Raw genomic sequence first — 20,416 nt, 5'->3', positions numbered from 1 at the left:
AGCATGAAGCAGACGGTGAGTTTTTACGTCCGTATCATAGCTTAACCCGATCAAAAAACTGATCATAACGGTCGAGGTAGAAGTCCGCGCCCGGTGCATCATTTTGAAACAGACATGTTTTCTTGCCTAATTTTTTCGCCGGGATGATGTCAAGTGTCCGGTCGCCAACCGCCAAATCAAAGCCATGGTGCTCATCCAGATAAATATAGGATGCTGGATCCGGTTTACGCGGGAATCCGTCGTCTCGGGTTACGTATGCGCTGAAATACTTGTCCAGCCCATGATGCTTTAAAATTTGCATCAACGAAGCTCGGCTTTTATGCGTCATGATCACGTTTTGATCGGCGGATGCCAGGACCCGTTCAACAAATGGAAACGGCTCGAACGCATCCGAGGAGCAAGAGAGAACCAGCTGATGGTAGCGATGAGCCTGTTCCTGATTCACTTGAAAAGCTGCAAGCGCAGTGCTTTCCGAAATCTTTAACTGACGAAATATATCCTTTTCTTTTACTGATGGGGGGAGTACTTGTTTGAGTAGTCTCGTGTACACCGGATAGGTATCAAAAATTGTTCCATCGAAATCCCAGAGTATCTTCATCGTTTGCCACGTCCTTCAGCTAGCGTTCCCTTTTACTGTAAATGAGCCATAATGAAAACACAATAAGTCGCCCAGGAAAATTTTCACACGGTGAAGAATGAAATCATTTTGATGATCTGGCTTTATCACCAAGCTTAATTGATGTAAGATGATAAAAGGAATCTTATCTGCAAGTTTAAAAGATCGAATCGCAGGATTGACCAAATAGAAAAAAAGTTGCCGGCTCAACGGTTGCATACCTGTCGATCGGCATCGGACATAATGTCTGCAGCAAAGTGATGAAGTGACAGATTTAACCGACGAGAAAGGAATGGACAAGGTTGCAAATTGATAAATTAAGAGGAAAAGCCCTTGATCAGCTCTTCGATGCCATCCTTACCTTGAAAGACCGTGAGGAGTGCTATCGTTTTTTCGATGACTTATGCACGATGGGCGAAATTCAATCGCTCTCGCAGCGTCTAGAGGTGGCAAGAATGCTGATGGTCGGTCAAACCTATCATCAAATCGAGGAAGAAACCGGTGCTAGCACAGCGACGATTTCTCGAGTGAAACGGTGCATCAACTTCGGTACAGAAGGGTACAAAATGATCCTTGATCGTTTATCGGAAAACAACTAAGCACTTTTGCTTTTATTTGAAAAAAGGCATGGACGGCGATGTTCTGGGGGACTTTAGGCAATCAGAATGCGCCGGTTTTGCTTTTTCAGCCCTTTTTTTCTTTGGACAGTGAGCGCATTTTATTTTTAGGAAGTGAGCTAAATGGAACGACTTTCACAGGAACTACTGGAAGGCTTGAATCCGGAACAATTAAAAGCGGTGAAGCACCATGAGGGGCCTCTGCTGATTATGGCGGGCGCCGGAAGCGGCAAGACACGTGTATTGACGCATCGTATGGCTTATTTAATGATCGAGCGCGACGTAGCACCCTGGAATGTTTTGGCGATTACGTTTACCAATAAAGCGGCGAAGGAAATGAAGGAACGGCTCGCAAAACTTGCCGGACCGCTTGTGGAAGATACATGGGTATCCACGTTTCACTCGATGTGTGTGCGCATTCTTCGTCGAGACATCGACCGCATGGGGATCAGCCGCAATTTTACAATCTTAGACAGTACCGATCAGCAGTCGGTAGTCAAGCAAATCCTCAAAGAACGGAATTTTGATCCGAAAAAATTTACACCGCGCAGTATCCTCGGCAGTATCAGTGCGGCCAAAAATGAACTGAAAACGGCAGCGGATTTCGCAAAAACTGTCTATGGACCGCACCAGGAAGTCGTCCGCGACGTCTATCAGGATTATGAGAAACGGTTGCTGCAAAATCAATCGCTTGATTTTGACGACTTGATCATGACGACCGTGCATCTGTTCCAGCGGGTACCCGAAGTGCTCGAATACTATCAGAAAAAGTTCCAATATATTCACGTTGATGAATATCAGGATACCAACCGTGCGCAGTATCTGCTCGTGCGTATGCTTGCCGACCGCTTTAAAAACCTCTGCGTCGTTGGTGACTCCGACCAGTCGATCTATGGATGGCGCGGTGCGGATATTCACAACATCCTTTCTTTCGAGCAAGATTATCCGAACGCTCAAGTGATCATGCTGGAACAGAACTATCGTTCAACGAAAAAGATTCTTGATGCAGCCAATCATGTGATTGAGAACAACCATGACCGCAAGCCGAAGAATCTTTGGACCGAAAATGACGATGGTCAGCAAATCAATTATTACCGGGCACCGACGGAACGGGAAGAAGGTTACTATATTGCCGGCAAGATGCGTGAATTGTTTCAGGATGGATTCACCTATTCCGATCTGGCGATATTGTACCGAACCAATGCTCAGTCGCGTGTGATTGAAGAGACGCTTGTCAAATCAAATATTCCGTATCGAATGGTTGGAAGTATCAAATTCTACGAGCGCAAGGAAATTAAAGACATGCTCGCCTATCTGCGTTTGATTGCCAATCCAAATGATGAAATCAGTTTGGCGCGCGTGATCAATGAACCGAAACGCGGCATTGGTGCCTCTTCAATGGATAAGTTGGCCGACTACGCAATCGCAAACGATCTGACGCTGATGCAGGCGATCGGTGAGGTTGATCAGACGAGCATTGCTGCGCGCACAGCCAAGAAGATGAAAGAATTCGCCGATATGATGCTCAATTGGTCGAAGATGCAGGAATTTCTTTCCGTTACCGAATTGGTTGATGAAGTCTTAGACAAGTCCGGATACCGTGATGCGCTGAAAGCTGAACGAACCATTGAAGCGCAGAGCCGTCTGGAGAACTTGGACGAATTACTGTCGGTGACCAAGGAATTCGAGAGTAATCATGACGATAAATCGTTGATCAATTTCCTGACCGAACTGGCGCTTGACGCCGATATTGAGGAACAGGAGGATCAGGCACCACAGGACGCAGTCACGTTGATGACGCTGCACTCTGCAAAAGGACTCGAATTCCCGGTTGTTTTCCTTGCCGGTATGGAAGAAGGTATTTTCCCGCATCTGCGTGCGCTCGATGATGAGGAAGAAATGGAAGAGGAGCGCCGGCTCGCTTATGTCGGCATCACTCGAGCCAAGCAGCAGCTGTTCCTCACCAATGCCCAGGTGCGCATGCTTTACGGAAAAACGATTGCGAATCCTGCTTCGCGCTTTATTAAAGAAATTCCAGCAGAACTTATTGAACAAGCGGAGTCGGAAGAGGAGCACATTTCCGGCGGGTTCGCATCGAAAGCCGCATCACCGTTCGGCGGCGGGCGTCGCTTCGCTGCTCCGACAGCCAAACCACGGCCGATCCTGCAGAAAAAAGCGCAGACGCAAGAATGGAGCGCCGGTGACAAGGTGTCGCATAATAAATGGGGGCAGGGAACAATTGTCGCGACACGCGGCAGCGGCGACAGTGTTGAGCTGGACATTGTTTTTCCGAGTCCGGTCGGCTTGAAGCGCTTGCTCGGCGCATTTGCTCCGATTGAGAAAGTTGAATGAGGCAATACTAGTGAAGGCGCACGTTTTTTACGATGGCAACCGATGTAACGGCGTGTGACCTTACGGAGCATGCCGTTGTTGCCGCATTTAATTCGGCCGTAAGCGCGTCCAGTCGGTCTTGAGCATCACTGATCCAAGGTGCGACGCGAACAACGGATGGCTTGCTCCTTCAGTGTCTACCCTGCAGCATTTGAACCATTGGTGTAAAGGAGAAACCTACTATGGAAGAATCATTGCCGCAGCATGTCCTTGACCTGCATCGACAATTAAATCAATACAGTTATGAGTACTACGTCGAAGATAATCCGAGCGTGCCGGACAGTGAGTATGATCGGCTGATGAACGAGCTGATTGCGCTGGAAAAAGCGCACCCGGAATGGATCACACCGGATTCGCCAACGCAACGTGTCGGCGGTGAGCCGCTTAAGGCGTTCAGAAAAGTGACCCATGATGTTCCAATGCTCAGTCTTGGCGATGTATTCAGCGAAGAGGAACTGCTCGATTTTGATCGCCGCGTACGTCAAGCCGTTGGCGATGATATCGACTACGTCTGTGAGTTGAAAATTGACGGACTTGCGATTTCGCTGACTTATGAAAAAGGCGTTTTTGTCCTTGGCGCAACGCGCGGGAACGGAACGGTCGGCGAAGATATTACGAATAACTTAAAAACCGTGCGTTCGCTTCCGCTCGTTCTGCCCGAGCCGATTGATATTGAAGTGCGCGGCGAAGCGTATATGCCGAAACGCTCGTTTGAACGGTTGAACGAGGAGCGCAGCCGGAATGGAGAGCTCTTGTTCGCCAATCCGCGCAATGCTGCTGCCGGCTCGCTTCGGCAGCTTGATCCGAAAATTGCAGCAAAACGGCGGCTTGCCGTTTTCCTATACAGCTCCGGTCGCTTTGATCGTGAAAGCATTACGACGCATTTCGGTCTGCTCGAATCGATTCGTGAGCTTGGGCTTCCGGTCAATCCAGAATCAAGACGTTGCAAAACGATGCAGGAAGTCTTTGATTATATCAAGGAATATACGGAAAAGCGTGACGCACTTCCCTACGGCATCGATGGCATCGTAGTAAAAGTAGATTCGATGGCACAGCAGCGGCAGCTGGGGAACACGGTTAAATCGCCGCGCTGGATGATCGCCTATAAGTTTCCTGCTGAAGAAGTCGTGACCACGCTTGAAGCGATCGAAGTTAGTGTCGGCCGTACCGGAGCAGTCACACCGACTGCAGTGCTGACGCCGGTTGCAGTTGCCGGGACAACGGTCAAAAGAGCCTCCCTGCATAACGAAGACTTGATTCAGGAGAAGGATCTGCGTCTTGGCGACCGCGTCGTCATTCGTAAAGCCGGCGACATCATTCCGGAGGTTGTCAATGTATTGACCGAGCAGCGGACGGGCAAGGAAATTCCCTACGCGATGCCGACCCACTGCCCGGAATGCGGCAGTAAACTTGTACACCTTGAAGGCGAGGTTGCGCTCCGCTGTATTAATCCGAAATGTCCGGCGCTGATTCGTGAAGGATTGATTCACTTTGTCTCGCGCGCGGCGATGAACATCGACGGCCTTGGCGAGAAGGTCATCCGTCAGTTATTTGAGAAGAAGCTGATCTCGGACGTTGCCGATCTGTATCAGCTGAAGCGCGAGGACTTGCTCTCGATGGAGCGGATGGGCGAGAAATCAACCGATAATTTACTGCAGGCCATTGAGCGCTCAAAGGAAAACTCGCTCGAACATCTGCTGTTTGGACTTGGCATCCGTCATATCGGTGCAAAAGCAGCCCGAATTCTGGCGCAGTCATTTAAAGACATCGATCACTTGGCTGCTGCCGATGCGGAGGCACTGCTTTCTGTGGATGAAATTGGAACGAAAATGGCCGACTCTCTCACGACTTATTTCGCTCAACCTGAAGCCCAAGCTCTGATTGGCGAATTGAAAAGCGCTGGCGTTACGATGACTTATCTTGGCCCAGATCCTGAAGAAGCGGCGCAATCCGATTCACCGTTTAATGGGAAAACCGTTGTCTTGACCGGAAAACTGACACAGATGACGCGTCAGGAAGCCAAACAAGCGATTGAAGCGCGCGGCGGGAACGTCACCGGAAGTGTCAGCAAGAGTACCGATTTGGTCGTTGCTGGAGAGGCGGCAGGTTCCAAACTGAAAAAAGCCCAAGAACTTCAGATTGAGGTTTGGGATGAAGCGCGCTTTGCAGAAACGCTCAAGGAATAAGGGGATGCGCAAACGATGAAATGGAAAAAAGCAGCGGCTGCGGTTTCAATTCTGCTCGCTTTGCAGCTGATACTCTCAGGATGTTGGTTCAATGCCAGTAAAGACAGCAAGGTGAAAAACAGCGAGGGAAAAACGGAAAATGCAAGTTTGATTCCAAGCACCAATGATTCGGACTACCAGATGCTGCGACCGAAATCAGGCAATACGACACGTGGCTACATTCAGTACGGTCCGGACAATCGTGTCGATATGGATCAGCTTGAGTCGGGATTGATGGATCTTTCCAAGAATGTCTTCGGTCCCGGCGACTATGTTTTTCAGAGTGGACAGTACCTCACCGATAAAGACATCAATAGCATGCTGTATCGCTATATGAATGAACCACAGCGCCTCGCCAATAAGAAAACCAACGATTCAAGTAAACGGCAGCCGGTTGTTGACGGTTTAAATCCAAAGCTCGGTAAGGGAAAAAATATCGTCGAGCAGTCAAAAAACAGTCCGAAGTATTTGAATTACGTGCTTGAACAGGACTACATGAAGAAAAACAGCAGCGGTGCCTACAAGATTGCCGGTATGTCGATCGCTTTGTCGCTCAATTCCGTGTATGCAGACAGCATCAACTACAAGGATAAACTCTACCCAATCTCTGAAAAGCTAAATCAGGCAAAGGTTAAAGAATGGGGCAAATCGCAGGCAGCGAAAGTTGTTCAGCGCATCCGCAGCCTTAAAGATTCAGAGAACCAGCCGATTCAGGAACTGCAAAACATACCGATTTACGTTACTTTATACATGACCTCAGCGCCTGATTCGCTCGTACCCGGCAATTTCTTCGCGTCAACGGAAGTTGCCTCAGGCTCACGTTCCATTAATAAATGGACGACGATTAAGCAACAGCATGTTTTGTTCCCGTCGGATCAGGCCACAAAAGATTATAAAAGCGATCTCCAAAAATTTGATCAATTCAAGACAGATATACAAAAGTACTATCCAAATTATCTTGGTGTCATTGGTAAAGGCTTCTATCAAAATGATGAACTGGCCGATATTACCTTAGAGATCAATTTTAATAAGTTTGTTGATAAGACGGAACTGATTGGGTTTACGAATTACGTTGCCTCTGTTGTGAAAAATCGATTGGCTTTCCCACAGCATGTTCCGGTCCACATCTATATCTCAAGCGGCTCGAATGCTGAGGCGCTCGTCGAACGGACGAAGGACATGGATGAACCCTATGTGCATATTTACCAACAATAACGTTCATCTGAAAAGCAAAATTGCGGTGGCTAGCAGTTTTGCTTTTTTATTATTTTTTGAAATATAAATTAACAATATTATGAAAGTAATGTAAAATGGATAATATATTAAAGGATAAAGGACATATATACAGAAAAACAAGGAGGTGTTTGGTTGGATAAGCTTGATAGGAGACTGTTGCAAAGCCTCATGAAGAATGGACGAGCCACATGGTCCGATCTGGCCGCCGAAATTGAGATGTCTTCGCCGGCCGTTGCGGAACGCGTGCGCCGCTTGGAAGACAAAGGCGTGATCCGCGCCTATGAAGCAGTACTTGATCCTGAACTGGTCGGGAATACATGTACCGCTTTTGTTGCTGTGACATTAGAGCAAATGGACCAGCGTGCCGCTTTCCTTGCGCTGATCGATACATTGCCAGAAGTTCAGGAATGCCATCATATTGCCGGCGATTACGACTACTTAGTTAAAATTCGTGCAAGGAACACGAAGGACTTGGATCGCTTGATTAGCGCTGAATTGAAGCGGCTGCCCGGATTGCGCACGCGTACGACCATTGTGATGAATTCGTTGAAGGAAACCACCCAGCTTCCGATCCATTCCGAACGGTTTTCGTGAGGTGAGCCGATGGATGCCTCCTTTTATTTCAAAGGTTTCCTTTTAGGCTTGGCGATCGCCGCACCGGTTGGTCCAATCGGCGTGCTGTGCATTCGTCGAACCTTAACCGCTGGCCGGCTTGTCGGTCTGCTGTCCGGAATAGGTGCTGCAACGGCCGATGCCTGTTTCGGCTCATTAGCAGCCTTTGGCTTGACGGTAATCGCGCATTTCCTTCTGGACCAACAAATGTGGTTGCAAACGTTTGGCGGACTTTTTCTTGTTTTTCTTGCAGTCCGAACGTGGCGATCTGCCGGTACGGCAGATGCCGCAAAACCGGGGAAGTCGAATCGCTTGTTCGGTGCATACGGGTCGACGTTTGTTTTGACACTGACCAATCCGATGACCATTTTGTCGTTTATTAGCATGTTTGCCGGTATTGGGCTGACCTCAGGTGATCCATGGCAAGCCTTTTCCATTGTACTTGGCGTCTTTTCCGGATCGGCGTTTTGGTGGCTGCTGCTCAGCGTATGTATCGGTTCTTTTCGGGAAAAGATGGACAGAAAAGCATTCATTTGGGTGGATCACTTGTCGGCCGTGGTCATTTTTGGATTTGCGATTGTTTCGCTTTACCACGTATTTAACAAATTGCTTTAAGGCATCTTTTTGCTGAAAAGCGTGACCTTGGCGCTTGCAGTTATTGCATCTTGTCAATAGTATTTGATATGATAAATTTATTGTGGACATTTGCCGGAAGGCGGCAGATGAAGCCGATTGGCGGAGGTGAAAAAGATGAGCAGAATTGATAAAGATCAAGTGAAATACGTCGCAAATTTAGCACGTCTTTCTTTTACAGATGAAGAGATTGAAACCTTCACCACACAGCTGGACGACATCATTGGCTTCGCCGAACAGCTGAACGAGCTGAATACGGACGGCATCGAGCCGACGACACATGTACGCGACATGTATAATGTGATGCGCGAGGATGTTGTCGAACCGTCGCTGCCACGTGAAGAGGCGCTGAAGAATGCGCCGGAACAAGAAGACGGACAAATCAAAGTGCCGCAGATTATGAGTGCGGATTGATTGAAGAGAAGGAGGAAAACCGAGATGCCACTTTTTGAAGAAGGCCTTGTGTCTTTGTCTCAAAAGTTACATAACAAGGAAATTAAGGCATCCGATCTTGTCGACGAAGCGTTCGCGCGCATTGGTGAAGTCGATGGTGACGTGCAAGCATTTCTGACATTAAATGAAGAGGCAGCCCGAGAACAAGCCAAGGCGCTGGATGAAACCGGAGCAGGCGATGCGATTCTTGCCGGTATGCCGATTGGAATTAAAGATAACATGGTTACAAAGGGATTGAGAACCACTTGTGCCAGCCATATTCTTGAAAACTATGATCCCCTCTATGACGCGACGGTCGTTGAGAAGGTCAATGCACAAAAAGCGATCACAATCGGGAAGCTGAACATGGATGAATTCGCCATGGGCTCCTCAACCGAAACCTCATTCTTCAAGAAAGCGAAGAATCCTTGGGACTTGGACCGCGTTCCGGGAGGCTCCAGTGGCGGTTCTGCTGCAGCTGTTGCTGCCGGAGAAGTCTTGTTCGCACTTGGTACCGATACCGGCGGTTCAATACGTCAACCATCTGCATTCTGCGGCGTTGTCGGCATGAAACCAACCTATGGACGTGTGTCGCGTTACGGACTCGTTGCGTTCGCCTCGTCGCTGGATCAGGCAGGACCAATTACCCGTACGGTAGAAGACAATGCCTATCTGCTTCAAGCGATCGCCGGTCTTGACCGACACGACTCCACAAGCGCCGATGTCGCGGTACCGAACTATGCGGCTGCACTCACCGGCGATATCAAAGGACTGCGTGTCGCCGTTCCGAAAGAATACCTTGGCGAAGGTATCGATGAATCGGTAAAAGGACAAATCCGTGCTGCCATCAAGCAGCTTGAATCCTTGGGCGCTGTCATTGATGAAGTCTCGCTTCCGCATTCGAAGTACGCCGTTCCTGCTTACTACATCATTGCTTCCTCAGAAGCATCGGCGAACTTGGCACGCTTCGACGGCGTCCGTTACGGAGTTCGTGCGGAAACGGACGACTTGATTGAAATGTATAAGAAATCCAGAAGCGAAGGCTTCGGTGACGAAGTGAAACGCCGCATCATGCTGGGAACCTTTGCGTTAAGCTCCGGCTATTATGATGCCTACTATAAAAAAGCGCAGCAAGTCCGTACGCTGATCAAACAAGACTTTGAAAAAGTGTTTGCGGATCACGACCTCATTGTTGGACCAACGACACCGACCACTGCTTTTAAAATCGGCGAAAACATCGATGATCCGTTAACGATGTATGCAAACGACCTGCTGACGATTCCGGTGAACCTCGCCGGCGTGCCGGCAATCAGTTTACCGTGTGGTCTTGCGGACGGTCTTCCGGTCGGTTTACAGATGATCGGCCGTCCATTCGGCGAAGAGACCTTGTACCGCGCCGCACACGCGTATGAGCAATCCACCGGATTTACACTAACGCCTGCCAAAGGGGCGATGAACAAATGAGCAATTTTGAAACAGTTATCGGACTCGAAGTCCATGTTGAATTGAAAACGAAAACGAAAGCCTTCTGCGGCTGCGCCAACCAATTTGGTGCAGAACCGAATACGAATACCTGCCCGATCTGTCTCGGACACCCGGGCGTACTGCCGATTCTGAACCATGAAGCAGTCGACTATGCGATCAAAGCAGCACTTGCACTCAACTGCGACATTTCACGCGAGACGAAATTTGACCGCAAGAACTACTTCTACCCGGATAATCCGAAAGCCTATCAGATTTCACAGTTTGATCAGCCGATCGGTCGCAACGGTTATATTGAAATCGAGGTCGACGGCAAGAAGAAGAAGATCGGCGTGCATCGTCTGCATCTTGAAGAAGACGCCGGCAAGCTTAGTCACTTGGAAGACGGTTCCGGTTCTCTTGTCGACTTCAACCGTGTCGGCACACCGCTGATCGAAATCGTTTCTGAAGCAGATATGCGCAATCCACAGGAAGCTTATGCATACCTTGAAAAGCTGAAAGCGATTATGCAGTACATTGACGTATCCGATGTGAAGATGGAAGAAGGCTCGCTGCGTTGCGACGCCAACATCTCGATTCGTCCGTTTGGTCAGACGGGCTTCGGCACAAAGACCGAGCTGAAGAACCTCAACTCTTTTGCCTTTGTTGAAAAAGGTTTGGCCTATGAAGAAAAGCGCCAGGAACGCGTCCTGCTCTCCGGCGGGGAAGTGGTTCAGGAAACGCGCCGTTATAATGACGCAACCAAGACGACGACCGTCATGCGCGGCAAGGAAGGCTCCGATGACTATCGCTACTTCCCGGAACCGGACATTATTAAGCTGAAGATCGATCAGGAATGGATCGACCGCATTAAAGCTGAAATTCCGGAACTGCCGGACTCGCGTCAAAAGCGCTATGTGGACGAACTCGGTCTGCCGGAATATGATGCCATGGTTCTGACACAAACCAAGACCATGTCCGATTTCTTCCAGGAGGCCGTTGCTCAGGGAGCTGACGCAAAGCTCGTATCCAACTGGCTGATGGGCGAAGTCTCTGCCTACCTGAACAGCAACTACAAGACAATCGATCAGGTACCGATGACCGCCGAAGGATTGGCGAAGCTGGTTAAACTGATCGAAAAAGGTACAATTTCCAGCAAGATCGCTAAGAAAGTCTTCAAGGATTTGATTGAAAAAGGCGGCGACCCTGAAGAAATCGTTAAAGCCAAGGGCTTGATTCAGATTTCCGACGCAGGCGCACTGAACGAATTGATCTTGCCGATTCTCGAAGCCAATAAACAGTCAATGATTGACTACAAGAACGGCAAAGACCGTGCACTTGGCTTCCTTGTCGGCCAAGTGATGAAGCAGTCACGCGGAAAGGCCAATCCAAAAATGGTCAACAAGATCATTCTCGAAGAAATTAACAAACTATAAGTTTTATGGAATGAAAACGGGATCCCTTTAACAGGGGGTCCTTTTTTGCTTCCTACGGTACAGCTGGTTCATGCCGCTGATCGGACGATGCGCGTAAAGACCGGATGTACTGAGCGGCCATCGACTTACGGATCCCACGCTACGCTCGAAAACCGTGCAACAAAATCCAACTGTTTTAATCCAAATGTTTTACATCGTTGAAATTTTGATTTTAAGAAACGTTTACAATATAATTAGTTGAGAAAGGATGGGCGATGGGAACGGACTGGCATCGCCCGTTTTAAACGTCAAAAATTGATGCGCATGGATGAACCCGCCAATGGGGCAGCGATCATTCAAGAAAATGGATCGCCTCAGAGTTGCACGGTACAGTAAATTTTTTGAGCTTGAGCGTTGACAAATCTTCACAGAAATTGATTGGGTGATAAACATGAAGAGGGCTAGAATCATTTATAACCCGACGTCAGGCCGGGAACTGGCGAAAAAGAACATTGCCTACATTTTGGATCGGCTAGAAGATGTGGGTTATGAAGCATCCGCTTACGCCACCAAACATGAGGGCGATGCTACGGCCGGCGCACGTAAAGCGGTTGACCGCAAATTTGATCTTGTTGTTGCGGCGGGCGGAGACGGTACAATAAACGAAGTAATCAATGGACTTGCCGAACAGAATTATCGACCGAAACTCGGCATCTTACCTTTGGGCACAACGAATGACTTCGCCCGGGCGATCGGAATTCCTCGAGACATCGTTAAGGCCTGCGATGTACTCTGCGAGGGTCATGAAATGCCGATCGACATCGGCAAAGTCAATGACCGTTATTTTGTCAATATTGCCGGCGGCGGCAAGCTGACCGAGCTGACCTACGACGTTCCGAGCAAACTGAAAACCATGCTCGGGCAAATGGCTTATTTCATCAAGGGGATTGAAATGCTGCCATCGATCCGCCCGATCAAAGTCAGAATCGACTATGACGACCGCAGCTTTGAAGGCGACATTATGTTGTTTCTTGTTTCAAACAGCAACTCGGTCGGCGGATTTGAGAAACTGGCACCGGAAGCGAAAATGAATGACGGTCTGTTTGATTTGATTATACTCAAGGCGTCCAATCTCGCTGAATTCATTCGCCTTGCATCGATGGCAACACGCGGCGAGCACATGAAGGATCCAAAAGTGATCTACGCACAAGCAAGCCGTATTAAAGTTGAATCGGAAGAAAAAATGCAGCTCAATATTGATGGAGAATATGGCGGCGACCTGCCCGGTGAAATTGTCAATCTCTACCACCATCTTCATCTGATCGTTCCCAAAGAGGCCAAAGAAGCCCATGAACTGGACGTGCAGCAAGCCGTTAAGCAACTGCAGTGATGATTAAATAAAAAAGTGCCATGAACTTCGAAAAGGTTCATGGCACTTTCTAGCAATTAATTTAATTGATGAATAGACGGCAGCCGGAAGGCCATTACGGCAATGCCAATGACGGCCAGGCCAGAAATGAAAAACCAGCGATGGACGCCGAGCTGTTCCGCAAACAACCCGGAAAAAAGCAAGCCGACCGGCATGGCAAGTGAAGCCAAACTGCCAAATAGCGAAAAGACACGGCCTAGATATTCCGCTTTAATTTTTTCTTGAAAAAGAGCCGTTTGTACGCCATAAAAGGGAGCGGACAAGCCCATGAATGCGCAGCAAACGAGAAAAATCGGAAAAGTGCTGCTCGGAAGCAAGCCGGATGCAGCAATACTGATCCCCATGAGCAGGATCGATGCGCACAGCGTTATGGTACGCTTTTTAAAACCGCCCCAAGCACTTAGCAGGATGCCTCCGCCAAGCATGCCGACAGCGAAAGCCACTTCAGCCGCCGACGCATGGGCCGCTGTACCGCCGAAATACTGCATGCTCATTAAAGGATAGAGCGCGCTGATTGGCGAATAAACGAACATGTACAAGGTGCCGATCCAAAGCAGCGCAAACAAGCCCTTGTTTTCACGGATGGCATCATAGCCTTCCCTAATCTCCTGCATAAAATGTTGGCGCCCGGCTTTGCTGTACGGCTCAGGACTTGGAATCGCCAGCGCGGCAACCGTTGCGCTGGCAACGAGTGCGCCGCCGATATCAAGCAAAATGATCTCCTTCAGATCCCAGATCGCGTATAAGAACGCTGCAGCAGCAGGACTGATGATAAAACCAATCGACTGGATCATCTGACTGTATCCGGAACACTTGGTCAGCCGGTCTTCCGGCACGATGAGCGGTGTCGTTGCATTGAATGCCGGTCCGTGAAAGGCAGTACCAATGCTGCGGATAAAGAGGATCACCATAATGATCCAGATCGGCAGTTCGATAAAAAGCGCAACGACAGCGAGCATGCCGCCTGCCAGCGCAACCATTAAATCAGCGCCGATCATCACCGCTTTCCGGCTCATCCGATCAACCAGTACACCAATCATCGGACCGAATAATGCCTGCGGCAAAAAGCCGACGAGCGCTGCCAACGATAAAACCATTGCTGATCCGGTTCGTTCCGTAAGATAAAAGATGATCGCCATCTGTAAAATACTGCTGGTAATCAATGAAACCGCCTGACCGCCAAGCAATGTAAAAAATTTGCGTCTCCAAAGAAGTTTCTGTGCCATTCTTAAATCCCCCATGCATTTTTTTATTGTCGTTTGGTCGAAAGGGCAATAAAAAATGCAGAGCTTACGTCCACAACGCGGGCAAAAGCTTTGCATGGAGATACAAACGGAAGCACAGCAAAGAAGGCACAGGATTTGCGTCGATATTCGATGTGCTCAGGTTGATCATCCATAAGGCAAGCAGCATAAAAAAGCCCACAATTGTGGAAAAAGCGCTTCTTTTTTATTGCCGATCTTACCAAATACGGATGAAAAATCCCATGAGCAGCAAGCCTCCTTTGATAAATATAATAAAAGGGTAACATCACGGGCGGAATGCTGTCAATTGGAGACGAAGGTAAGTGACGAGAAAAGGGAGGATCCGCTTGTTTTCTCGCCTTTTTCCCGCTATCTTAGAATAAGGGGAAAGGGCACTAAGTAAACGTAGGCAGCAAAGCAGCCCAATTCAAACTTCAACATCTGAAACAACAGACGTGTAAAATAGATTGAAACAATTAGGAGCTCGAAGCAATGGCAGCATTCAATATACCTGTACAAAAAAATCAACAGCTTGAAGTCACCTTCAACGACCTGACTCAAGACGGTTCCGCCGTGGCCAAGGTCGACGGTTATACACTATTTATTCCCGGTGGACTGCCTGGCGAAAAAGCAAAAATTCAAGTCATCAAAACGAAAAAAGGTTACGGTTACGGTCGCTTGATCGAACGGATTGAGACAAGTGATCGCCGCGCAGAAGCACCATGCCCATACTATCCGCAATGCGGCGGCTGCTCCATTCAACATATCAGCGCCGCGGGTCAGCTTGCCTACAAACGGGAAATCGTTCAGAGCGCTTTGGAACGGATTGGCGGACTATCCGCTATCCCAGTTGAACCAACGCTTGGCATGGACGAACCGTGGAATTACCGCAACAAAATTCAAGTACCGGTCGCCATACAAAACGGCAAATTCGCCTTCGGTTTTTACAAAAAGCGCAGCCACGAGATCGTCACCATGGATCACTGCATGATCACCGATCCACTGATCGATGAAATCGTACAATCTGCACGCAAGATCGCTGAAGAACATCACATCATGCCCTACGACGAAGCCAAGCATCGCGGCGTGCTGCGCCATGTCATGGCACGCGTTGGCAAGAAAACCGGCGAAGTGATGGTCGTCTTTGTCACGCGCGGTGAAGAACTCCCGCACCGCAAAACGCTGATTAAGGTACTCACTGAGCGCTATCCGCAGATCAAGTCGATTGCCCAAAATATCAATACAAAGCGCACCAACGCGATTTTCGGCAACGAAACGAAAACACTCTGGGGCCGTGACACGATCTACGACCAAATTGGCGACGTCACTTTTGCCATTTCGGCGCGATCATTTTTCCAGGTTAACCCTACTCAGACCGACGTCCTTTACGGGAAAGCCTTGGAATATGCCGGACTGACCGGAAAAGAAACGGTAATCGATGCCTATTGTGGTATTGGCACGATTTCCCTGTTCCTTGCCAAACAGGCCAAACACGTCTATGGCGTCGAAATCGTTCCCGAAGCGATCGAGGACGCGCGGAAAAATGCTGAACTCAACAAGATTACCAACGCCACCTTTGAGGCGGGAAAATCAGAAGACGTCATCCCCAAATGGCGCGACCAAGGCATTGAACCGGATGTCATTGTCGTTGATCCGCCACGCAAAGGCTGTGACGCCTCACTGATCGACACAATGATCGCCATGCAGCCGCAGCGGATCGTCTATGTCTCCTGCAACCCGGCAACGCTCGCACGCGATCTGAAACTGCTGACAGCAGGTGGATTCGAGATCAAAAAAGTGCAGCCTGTGGATATGTTTCCGCAGACGATGCATGTGGAGTTGGTGGTGCAACTCATTTTAAAATAGTAGAAAACTTGCCCAGTCTTAAGACTGGGCTAAAGTCTTTAAGTGGCACTTAATTTAATAGGGGTTGGAAATTTGTGATTGTAACGGCACAATTATTTCGGAGCCTGTTTTCTTCTTAAGTGTTATAAGCACCTGAACATCTACTCTATTGTATGATAATTCTTTTTGAATGAATTATAATAAAAGTAAAGGTATTGGTAGGAGGAGGGCTGGATAAAATGAAATGGCAAGAAGCGAGGGAGCTATTTCCAAATCAGTTTCTTTTGGTTTCAATTCTTGATTATCATGAAGAAGGTGACAAGAAAATTGTTGATGAAGTAGCCCCAATAAGAACCATTTCCGAAAAGGATGCAAACAAAGAATTCTTCCGTGCTAAAGAAGGAACTATTGTTTATCACACATCTAATGAAGAATTTGTAATTTACATTCGCAGAGATCCTTTAATGAAAGTGAGAAGAATCTAATGAAGCTTTCATATGATGGGCAACTTATTACAACAACTCTTTATGTGGAATTTCGTGGAATGGCAGTAGAAATTAATGATGTAATTGTCGATACAGGTGTATATTGCCATCGCAAAAGCCCAGTTATGCCATGTTTTTGGGACACTTAGGACATAAACGAGGGACATGTGTGCCATGCGAGGGACAGGCAGAGCTAAAAATGCAGAGGGATCATCCGTAGATGATGCCTCTGCGACCCATTTTTCTTATTCTTTTAATCCGTGTCTTTCTCTCATGGACACTTCTCCATCAATTAAGATGGTGTATGAATCGTGAATGATACGATCGAGAATGGCATCGGCGAGGGTTGCCTGGCCAATATTTTCATACCATCCTTGTGCATCAAATTGAGAACAGAAAATCGTTGAGGACACTTGATGTCGAGTCTCGATAATTTCCAGTAAATCACGTGCTTCGTTTTCTCTCAATGGGGTGAGTAGCCATTCATCCAGGATAAGAAGATCGACTTTGCGATATAACTTCATGACTTTTTGGAAAATCCCTTCTCCTCTGGCAACGGCTAGCTCATCGAGTAAATCAGGCAGACGAGTATATTTCACTGTATAAAACTGTCGACAGGCCGCCATGCCAAAAGCACAAGAGAGATAGGATTTTCCGTTCCCAGAAGCCCCTTGAATGATCAAGTTATGCTTGTCCTGAATGTATTGTCCGGAGGCTAATCGTAGAATCTGAGTTTTGTCCAGTTTGCGATCAGGATGATATTCAATGTCTTCAATACAGGCTTGATTATATCGAAATCCTGCCTTCTTAATCAGGCGATCCAGTTTGTTGTTCTTTCTTCGATCCCACTCACGATCCACTAAGAGACTGAATCGATCTTCGAATGATAAATCATTGTATTGGCTATCGCGTAATTGCTCGCTATATTGTTCAGCCATAGAGGTCAATCTCATATCATATAATTTTGATAAGGTATTTTCGCTCGTCATTTTTCTTTCCTCCCATAGTAGGCTGCACCTCTAACGAAACCGTGAGTATCGCTTTGATTTGTATTTGATTTTGGTGGATTGATAGAGTCTAGTTGTTGTTTATCCTGACCTGTTTTTAAAATGGTCTTAATACTGTTCAGATTGGGTCTTGGCGAATAGTCTAAGGCACGTCCACATGCCCGTTCGAGGCGTTCTACAGAGTATTTATCTGCTAGTTTTGTGAGTGATGAACATGATTTAAGTGCCTGTTTTTCTACTTTGTATGAAGCGAGAATCGCTTTTACAGTAATGAGTGTATGAACCCCGACTTCCTTAGCCCAGGACATAAAATAATCTCGGTTCATCGATAAATAATCCTTATGTTTATCGGGCATATGCTCGGGATTGGTAGATAGCTGACCTTTCTTCCCATAAAGTCTGATATGCGAAGCAACGCGGAAGTGATTAAAATAGATTTCGATCATGTTTCGGGTCACTCGAACATCCACCTGGTGTTTCATGTATTCATAGGGAACGGAATAGTACATTTTTTCTACAGATATGTGATAATCAAAGGGTACGGTAGCTTTTTTCCATGTCGCTAATTCGTATGAGGAAGCAGGTAAAGGGAGAAGGGCAAACTTCTCCTCCTCCGCAAAAGCGGATTGCCTGCTTCCATCTTTTTTCTGAAAGGGCTTCTCATTATATTCCGTTAATTTCTCTCTTATCGCTTGATTCAGCTCGGAAATCGAAAAGTATTGACCGTTTCTCAGGGAGGCAATAATCCAAGTTGATATGATTCGAACACCCCCTTCTACATTGGGTTTGTCCTTCGGGTGGCGAACCCTGGCAGGAACAATCGCTGTTTGATAATGCTCAGCCATTTCCTGATACGAGCGATTGATCACCGGGTCTGTTGAGGATGATCGTTCAACACCAGTCTTTAAATTGTCAGGAATAATCATTCGGGGAACCCCACCGAAAAACTGCAGGGCATGGATATGAGCGGTTATCCAGCTTGGTGTATCCATGGATAGAAATGCCTCGACGTAAGCATATTGACTACAAGGTAACACAGATATGAAGACGTAAGCAGGAATGGTCTGTCCGGTGATAGAATCCTGAATTGAAGCAGTTTGACCTGCCCAATCCACTTCCATTGCTTCACCAGGCTTTCTTTTAATTCTCATGGTTGCTTTGGTCTTTATCACATAGCTGTTGTAAAAACGACAGAATTGCCGATAACTGTAAGGGATCTCCTTGTTTTGTCTACACGTTTCTACATATTCATGCCAAAGCAATGACAGGGTCACTCCGCTTCGAGCCATTTCCTGGTGGAGATAGCTACAATCCGGTGGACGTCTCATCTCAGATCGATGCTTTTCAGGAAAAAGAATATTCTGGAGTTCAGGATTATCCATGTCCTTATCCAGTGGCCATGAGACTCCTTTCTCTCCAGCCCGCCTCAGGACATTGCCAATGGTATTCTTCGAACATCCGCAGCTCGAAGCAATATGCCGATGGCTAAATCCCTGAGCATGAAGCCGCAAAATTTCACGGTATTTGATCATTAAAAAAACCTCCTGTAATGGATTTACACCACTAGGTGCAAGCTCATTATACAGGAGGTGTCCCTCACATGTCCTAACTGTCCCAATTTGATGTCTTTACTGTCCCAAAAACTTGGCACAGCTGTCCCTATTCAATGGCAATATACAATACAGGATCTTCTCATACAGTAATTAACCCGGATATTTTGGAGAAAATTGGGGTTAGATATGAAAATGGGGACGTGATTTATGAAGCTTATGGGATAGGTGGAACTGTTCCGTTTTATACAAAAGTTATGGACAATATTAAAATTGATACATTTTCTATTAAGAATTTTGAAATAGATATAGGAATGTTGCCTAATAATCACAATGGATTACTAGGGTTAGATATTTTAAAATCATATAACTTTACAATTGACCTAGAAAACTTGGAGTTAAATCCTTCGAATTAAAGTTTGGTGCCTGTCAGAGCGACCGAGCTTAGGTCGTAACATTTAGCGGGTGGGATTCCCGTCGAGTAAGGTTAGCCACCCACTCGTAGCGAGTTTTGGAGGATAGGAGGTAACTCCTATCTTTAAGCGTAAACAGTTAGATGATTCGATAAGTGACAGGCACCGAAATGACTATTTCATTATGCCTCGCTCAAAAAGCAGGACATGTTTATGGGGTTGAAATTGTTCCTGAAGCGATAGAAGATGCAAAGAAGAATGCCGAATTAAATCAAATAACAAATGCCACTTTTAAAGCAGGACAAGCAGAAAAAGTCATCCCAGAATGGTATGATCAAGGGATAAAAGCTGATGTCATTGTCGTAGATCCTCCGCGAAAAGGCTGCGATGAAGCCCTTCTTCAAACCATGATCGACATGAAACCGAAACGAATTGTGTATGTGTCTTGTAATCCAGCGACATTGGCAAGGGATTTAAAAGTGTTAGAAGCAGGTGGATTTAAGACTGTTGAAGTGCAGCCGGTGGACATGTTTCCGCAGAAGATGCACGTGGAGACAGTCGCACTGCTACAAAGGAATTTGTCTAACTAAAAAATAAATCGCTCAGTCAAAATAAACATTTCCGATTCCGACCCTGATTAAAATAAACTTTTCTGATTTCGGGGTCTTTTCTCTACTATCACTTGCCCTGCCTTGATTTTGCCTTCAACCAACTTTCTGAAGACTTTTAGCAAAGTTAGGAGCTTGAACCCCAGATCATATTTTTAAAATATTGGTAAGTTAAATTGTGAATAATTAGGATAACA

General features: G+C 47.1%; 17 protein-coding genes and 1 pseudogene. 14 read left to right on the top strand and 4 right to left on the bottom strand.

All coding sequences use genetic code 11. The features are described 5' to 3' along the window. Positions 1 to 34: 34 nt before the first annotated feature. A complete protein-coding gene (locus K7399_RS10580) occupies positions 35 to 598 on the bottom strand; it encodes an HAD-IA family hydrolase (protein WP_028976626.1) in 564 nt (187 codons plus the stop codon). Between the two features lie 320 nt (positions 599 to 918). Between K7399_RS10580 and K7399_RS10575 the strand changes: the two genes are divergently transcribed. From K7399_RS10575 to K7399_RS10530, 10 genes are all read left to right on the top strand, one after another. Further along, complete coding sequence (locus tag K7399_RS10575; protein ID WP_010025127.1) at positions 919 to 1,215, top strand: YerC/YecD family TrpR-related protein; 297 nt, start codon at positions 919 to 921, stop codon at positions 1,213 to 1,215. Between the two features lie 141 nt (positions 1,216 to 1,356). Then, positions 1,357 to 3,585 (top strand): DNA helicase PcrA, encoded by a 2,229-nt coding sequence (gene pcrA / locus K7399_RS10570; RefSeq protein ID WP_010025126.1) that lies wholly within the window; start codon positions 1,357 to 1,359, stop codon positions 3,583 to 3,585. Between the two features lie 221 nt (positions 3,586 to 3,806). After that, on the top strand, positions 3,807 to 5,810 hold the full coding sequence (gene ligA, locus K7399_RS10565) for an NAD-dependent DNA ligase LigA (protein ID WP_128167044.1): 2,004 nt from the start codon (positions 3,807 to 3,809) through the stop codon (positions 5,808 to 5,810). Between the two features lie 15 nt (positions 5,811 to 5,825). Then, positions 5,826 to 7,064 (top strand): CamS family sex pheromone protein, encoded by a 1,239-nt coding sequence (locus tag K7399_RS10560; protein WP_128167042.1) that lies wholly within the window; start codon positions 5,826 to 5,828, stop codon positions 7,062 to 7,064. Between the two features lie 153 nt (positions 7,065 to 7,217). Then, positions 7,218 to 7,679 (top strand): Lrp/AsnC family transcriptional regulator, encoded by a 462-nt coding sequence (locus tag K7399_RS10555; RefSeq protein ID WP_128167040.1) that lies wholly within the window; start codon positions 7,218 to 7,220, stop codon positions 7,677 to 7,679. 9 nt (positions 7,680 to 7,688) lie between these two features. Next, positions 7,689 to 8,312 (top strand): LysE family translocator, encoded by a 624-nt coding sequence (locus tag K7399_RS10550; protein WP_128167038.1) that lies wholly within the window; start codon positions 7,689 to 7,691, stop codon positions 8,310 to 8,312. Between the two features lie 135 nt (positions 8,313 to 8,447). Then, complete coding sequence (gene gatC, locus K7399_RS10545; RefSeq protein ID WP_010023855.1) at positions 8,448 to 8,744, top strand: Asp-tRNA(Asn)/Glu-tRNA(Gln) amidotransferase subunit GatC; 297 nt, start codon at positions 8,448 to 8,450, stop codon at positions 8,742 to 8,744. A gap of 24 nt (positions 8,745 to 8,768) precedes the next feature. Next, entirely contained in the window at positions 8,769 to 10,226 is a 1,458-nt protein-coding gene (gatA, locus tag K7399_RS10540; RefSeq protein ID WP_128167036.1) for an Asp-tRNA(Asn)/Glu-tRNA(Gln) amidotransferase subunit GatA, read from the top strand. Beyond that, positions 10,223 to 11,659 (top strand): Asp-tRNA(Asn)/Glu-tRNA(Gln) amidotransferase subunit GatB, encoded by a 1,437-nt coding sequence (gatB, locus tag K7399_RS10535; RefSeq protein ID WP_028983584.1) that lies wholly within the window; start codon positions 10,223 to 10,225, stop codon positions 11,657 to 11,659. The genes gatA and gatB overlap by 4 nt, the downstream gene beginning before the upstream one ends. A 430-nt stretch (positions 11,660 to 12,089) precedes the next feature. Further along, a complete protein-coding gene (locus tag K7399_RS10530) occupies positions 12,090 to 13,028 on the top strand; it encodes a diacylglycerol kinase (RefSeq protein ID WP_010023859.1) in 939 nt (312 codons plus the stop codon). Between the two features lie 56 nt (positions 13,029 to 13,084). Here K7399_RS10530 and K7399_RS10525 read toward each other — a convergent pair whose 3' ends face one another. Then, positions 13,085 to 14,293 carry an MFS transporter gene (locus K7399_RS10525; RefSeq protein ID WP_128167034.1) on the bottom strand — a complete coding sequence of 403 codons (1,209 nt, stop codon included), beginning with the start codon at positions 14,291 to 14,293 and terminating at the stop codon, positions 13,085 to 13,087. A 510-nt stretch (positions 14,294 to 14,803) separates the two neighbouring features. On the opposite strand from K7399_RS10525, the gene rlmD (K7399_RS10520) reads away from it, so the two are divergent. Further along, the gene (rlmD, locus tag K7399_RS10520) at positions 14,804 to 16,177 is read left to right on the top strand and encodes a 23S rRNA (uracil(1939)-C(5))-methyltransferase RlmD (RefSeq protein ID WP_128167032.1); all 1,374 of its coding nucleotides are present in this window, start codon (positions 14,804 to 14,806) and stop codon (positions 16,175 to 16,177) included. Positions 16,178 to 16,395: 218 nt separating this feature from the next. Then, positions 16,396 to 16,641 (top strand): hypothetical protein, encoded by a 246-nt coding sequence (locus K7399_RS10515; protein WP_010023864.1) that lies wholly within the window; start codon positions 16,396 to 16,398, stop codon positions 16,639 to 16,641. A gap of 245 nt (positions 16,642 to 16,886) precedes the next feature. On the opposite strand, the gene istB is transcribed toward K7399_RS10515, so the two are convergent. Both istB and istA read right to left on the bottom strand, forming a co-directional pair. Continuing rightward, on the bottom strand, positions 16,887 to 17,630 hold the full coding sequence (gene istB, locus K7399_RS10510) for an IS21-like element helper ATPase IstB (RefSeq protein WP_223362299.1): 744 nt from the start codon (positions 17,628 to 17,630) through the stop codon (positions 16,887 to 16,889). Further along, positions 17,627 to 19,180 (bottom strand): IS21 family transposase, encoded by a 1,554-nt coding sequence (gene istA, locus K7399_RS10505; RefSeq protein WP_028977443.1) that lies wholly within the window; start codon positions 19,178 to 19,180, stop codon positions 17,627 to 17,629. Before istA ends, istB begins: the two co-directional genes overlap by 4 nt. Before the next feature lie 134 nt (positions 19,181 to 19,314). Here istA and K7399_RS10500 point away from each other — a divergent pair, with 134 nt between their 5' ends. Together K7399_RS10500 and rlmD (K7399_RS10495) are read left to right on the top strand one after the other, a co-directional pair. Further along, positions 19,315 to 19,614 (top strand): retropepsin-like aspartic protease, encoded by a 300-nt coding sequence (locus tag K7399_RS10500; protein ID WP_223362298.1) that lies wholly within the window; start codon positions 19,315 to 19,317, stop codon positions 19,612 to 19,614. A 170-nt stretch (positions 19,615 to 19,784) separates the two neighbouring features. Then, positions 19,785 to 20,201 (top strand): annotated as a pseudogene (rlmD, locus tag K7399_RS10495) (23S rRNA (uracil(1939)-C(5))-methyltransferase RlmD); the annotation flags it as partial. Positions 20,202 to 20,416: the final 215 nt, after the last annotated feature.

It is taken from the genome of Sporolactobacillus terrae (genome assembly GCF_019930545.1).
Taxonomy (GTDB): domain Bacteria; phylum Bacillota; class Bacilli; order Bacillales; family Sporolactobacillaceae; genus Sporolactobacillus; species Sporolactobacillus terrae.
The sequence above is the reverse complement of the archived record's forward strand: the minus strand, read 5'-3'. Positions and strand labels throughout refer to the sequence as shown.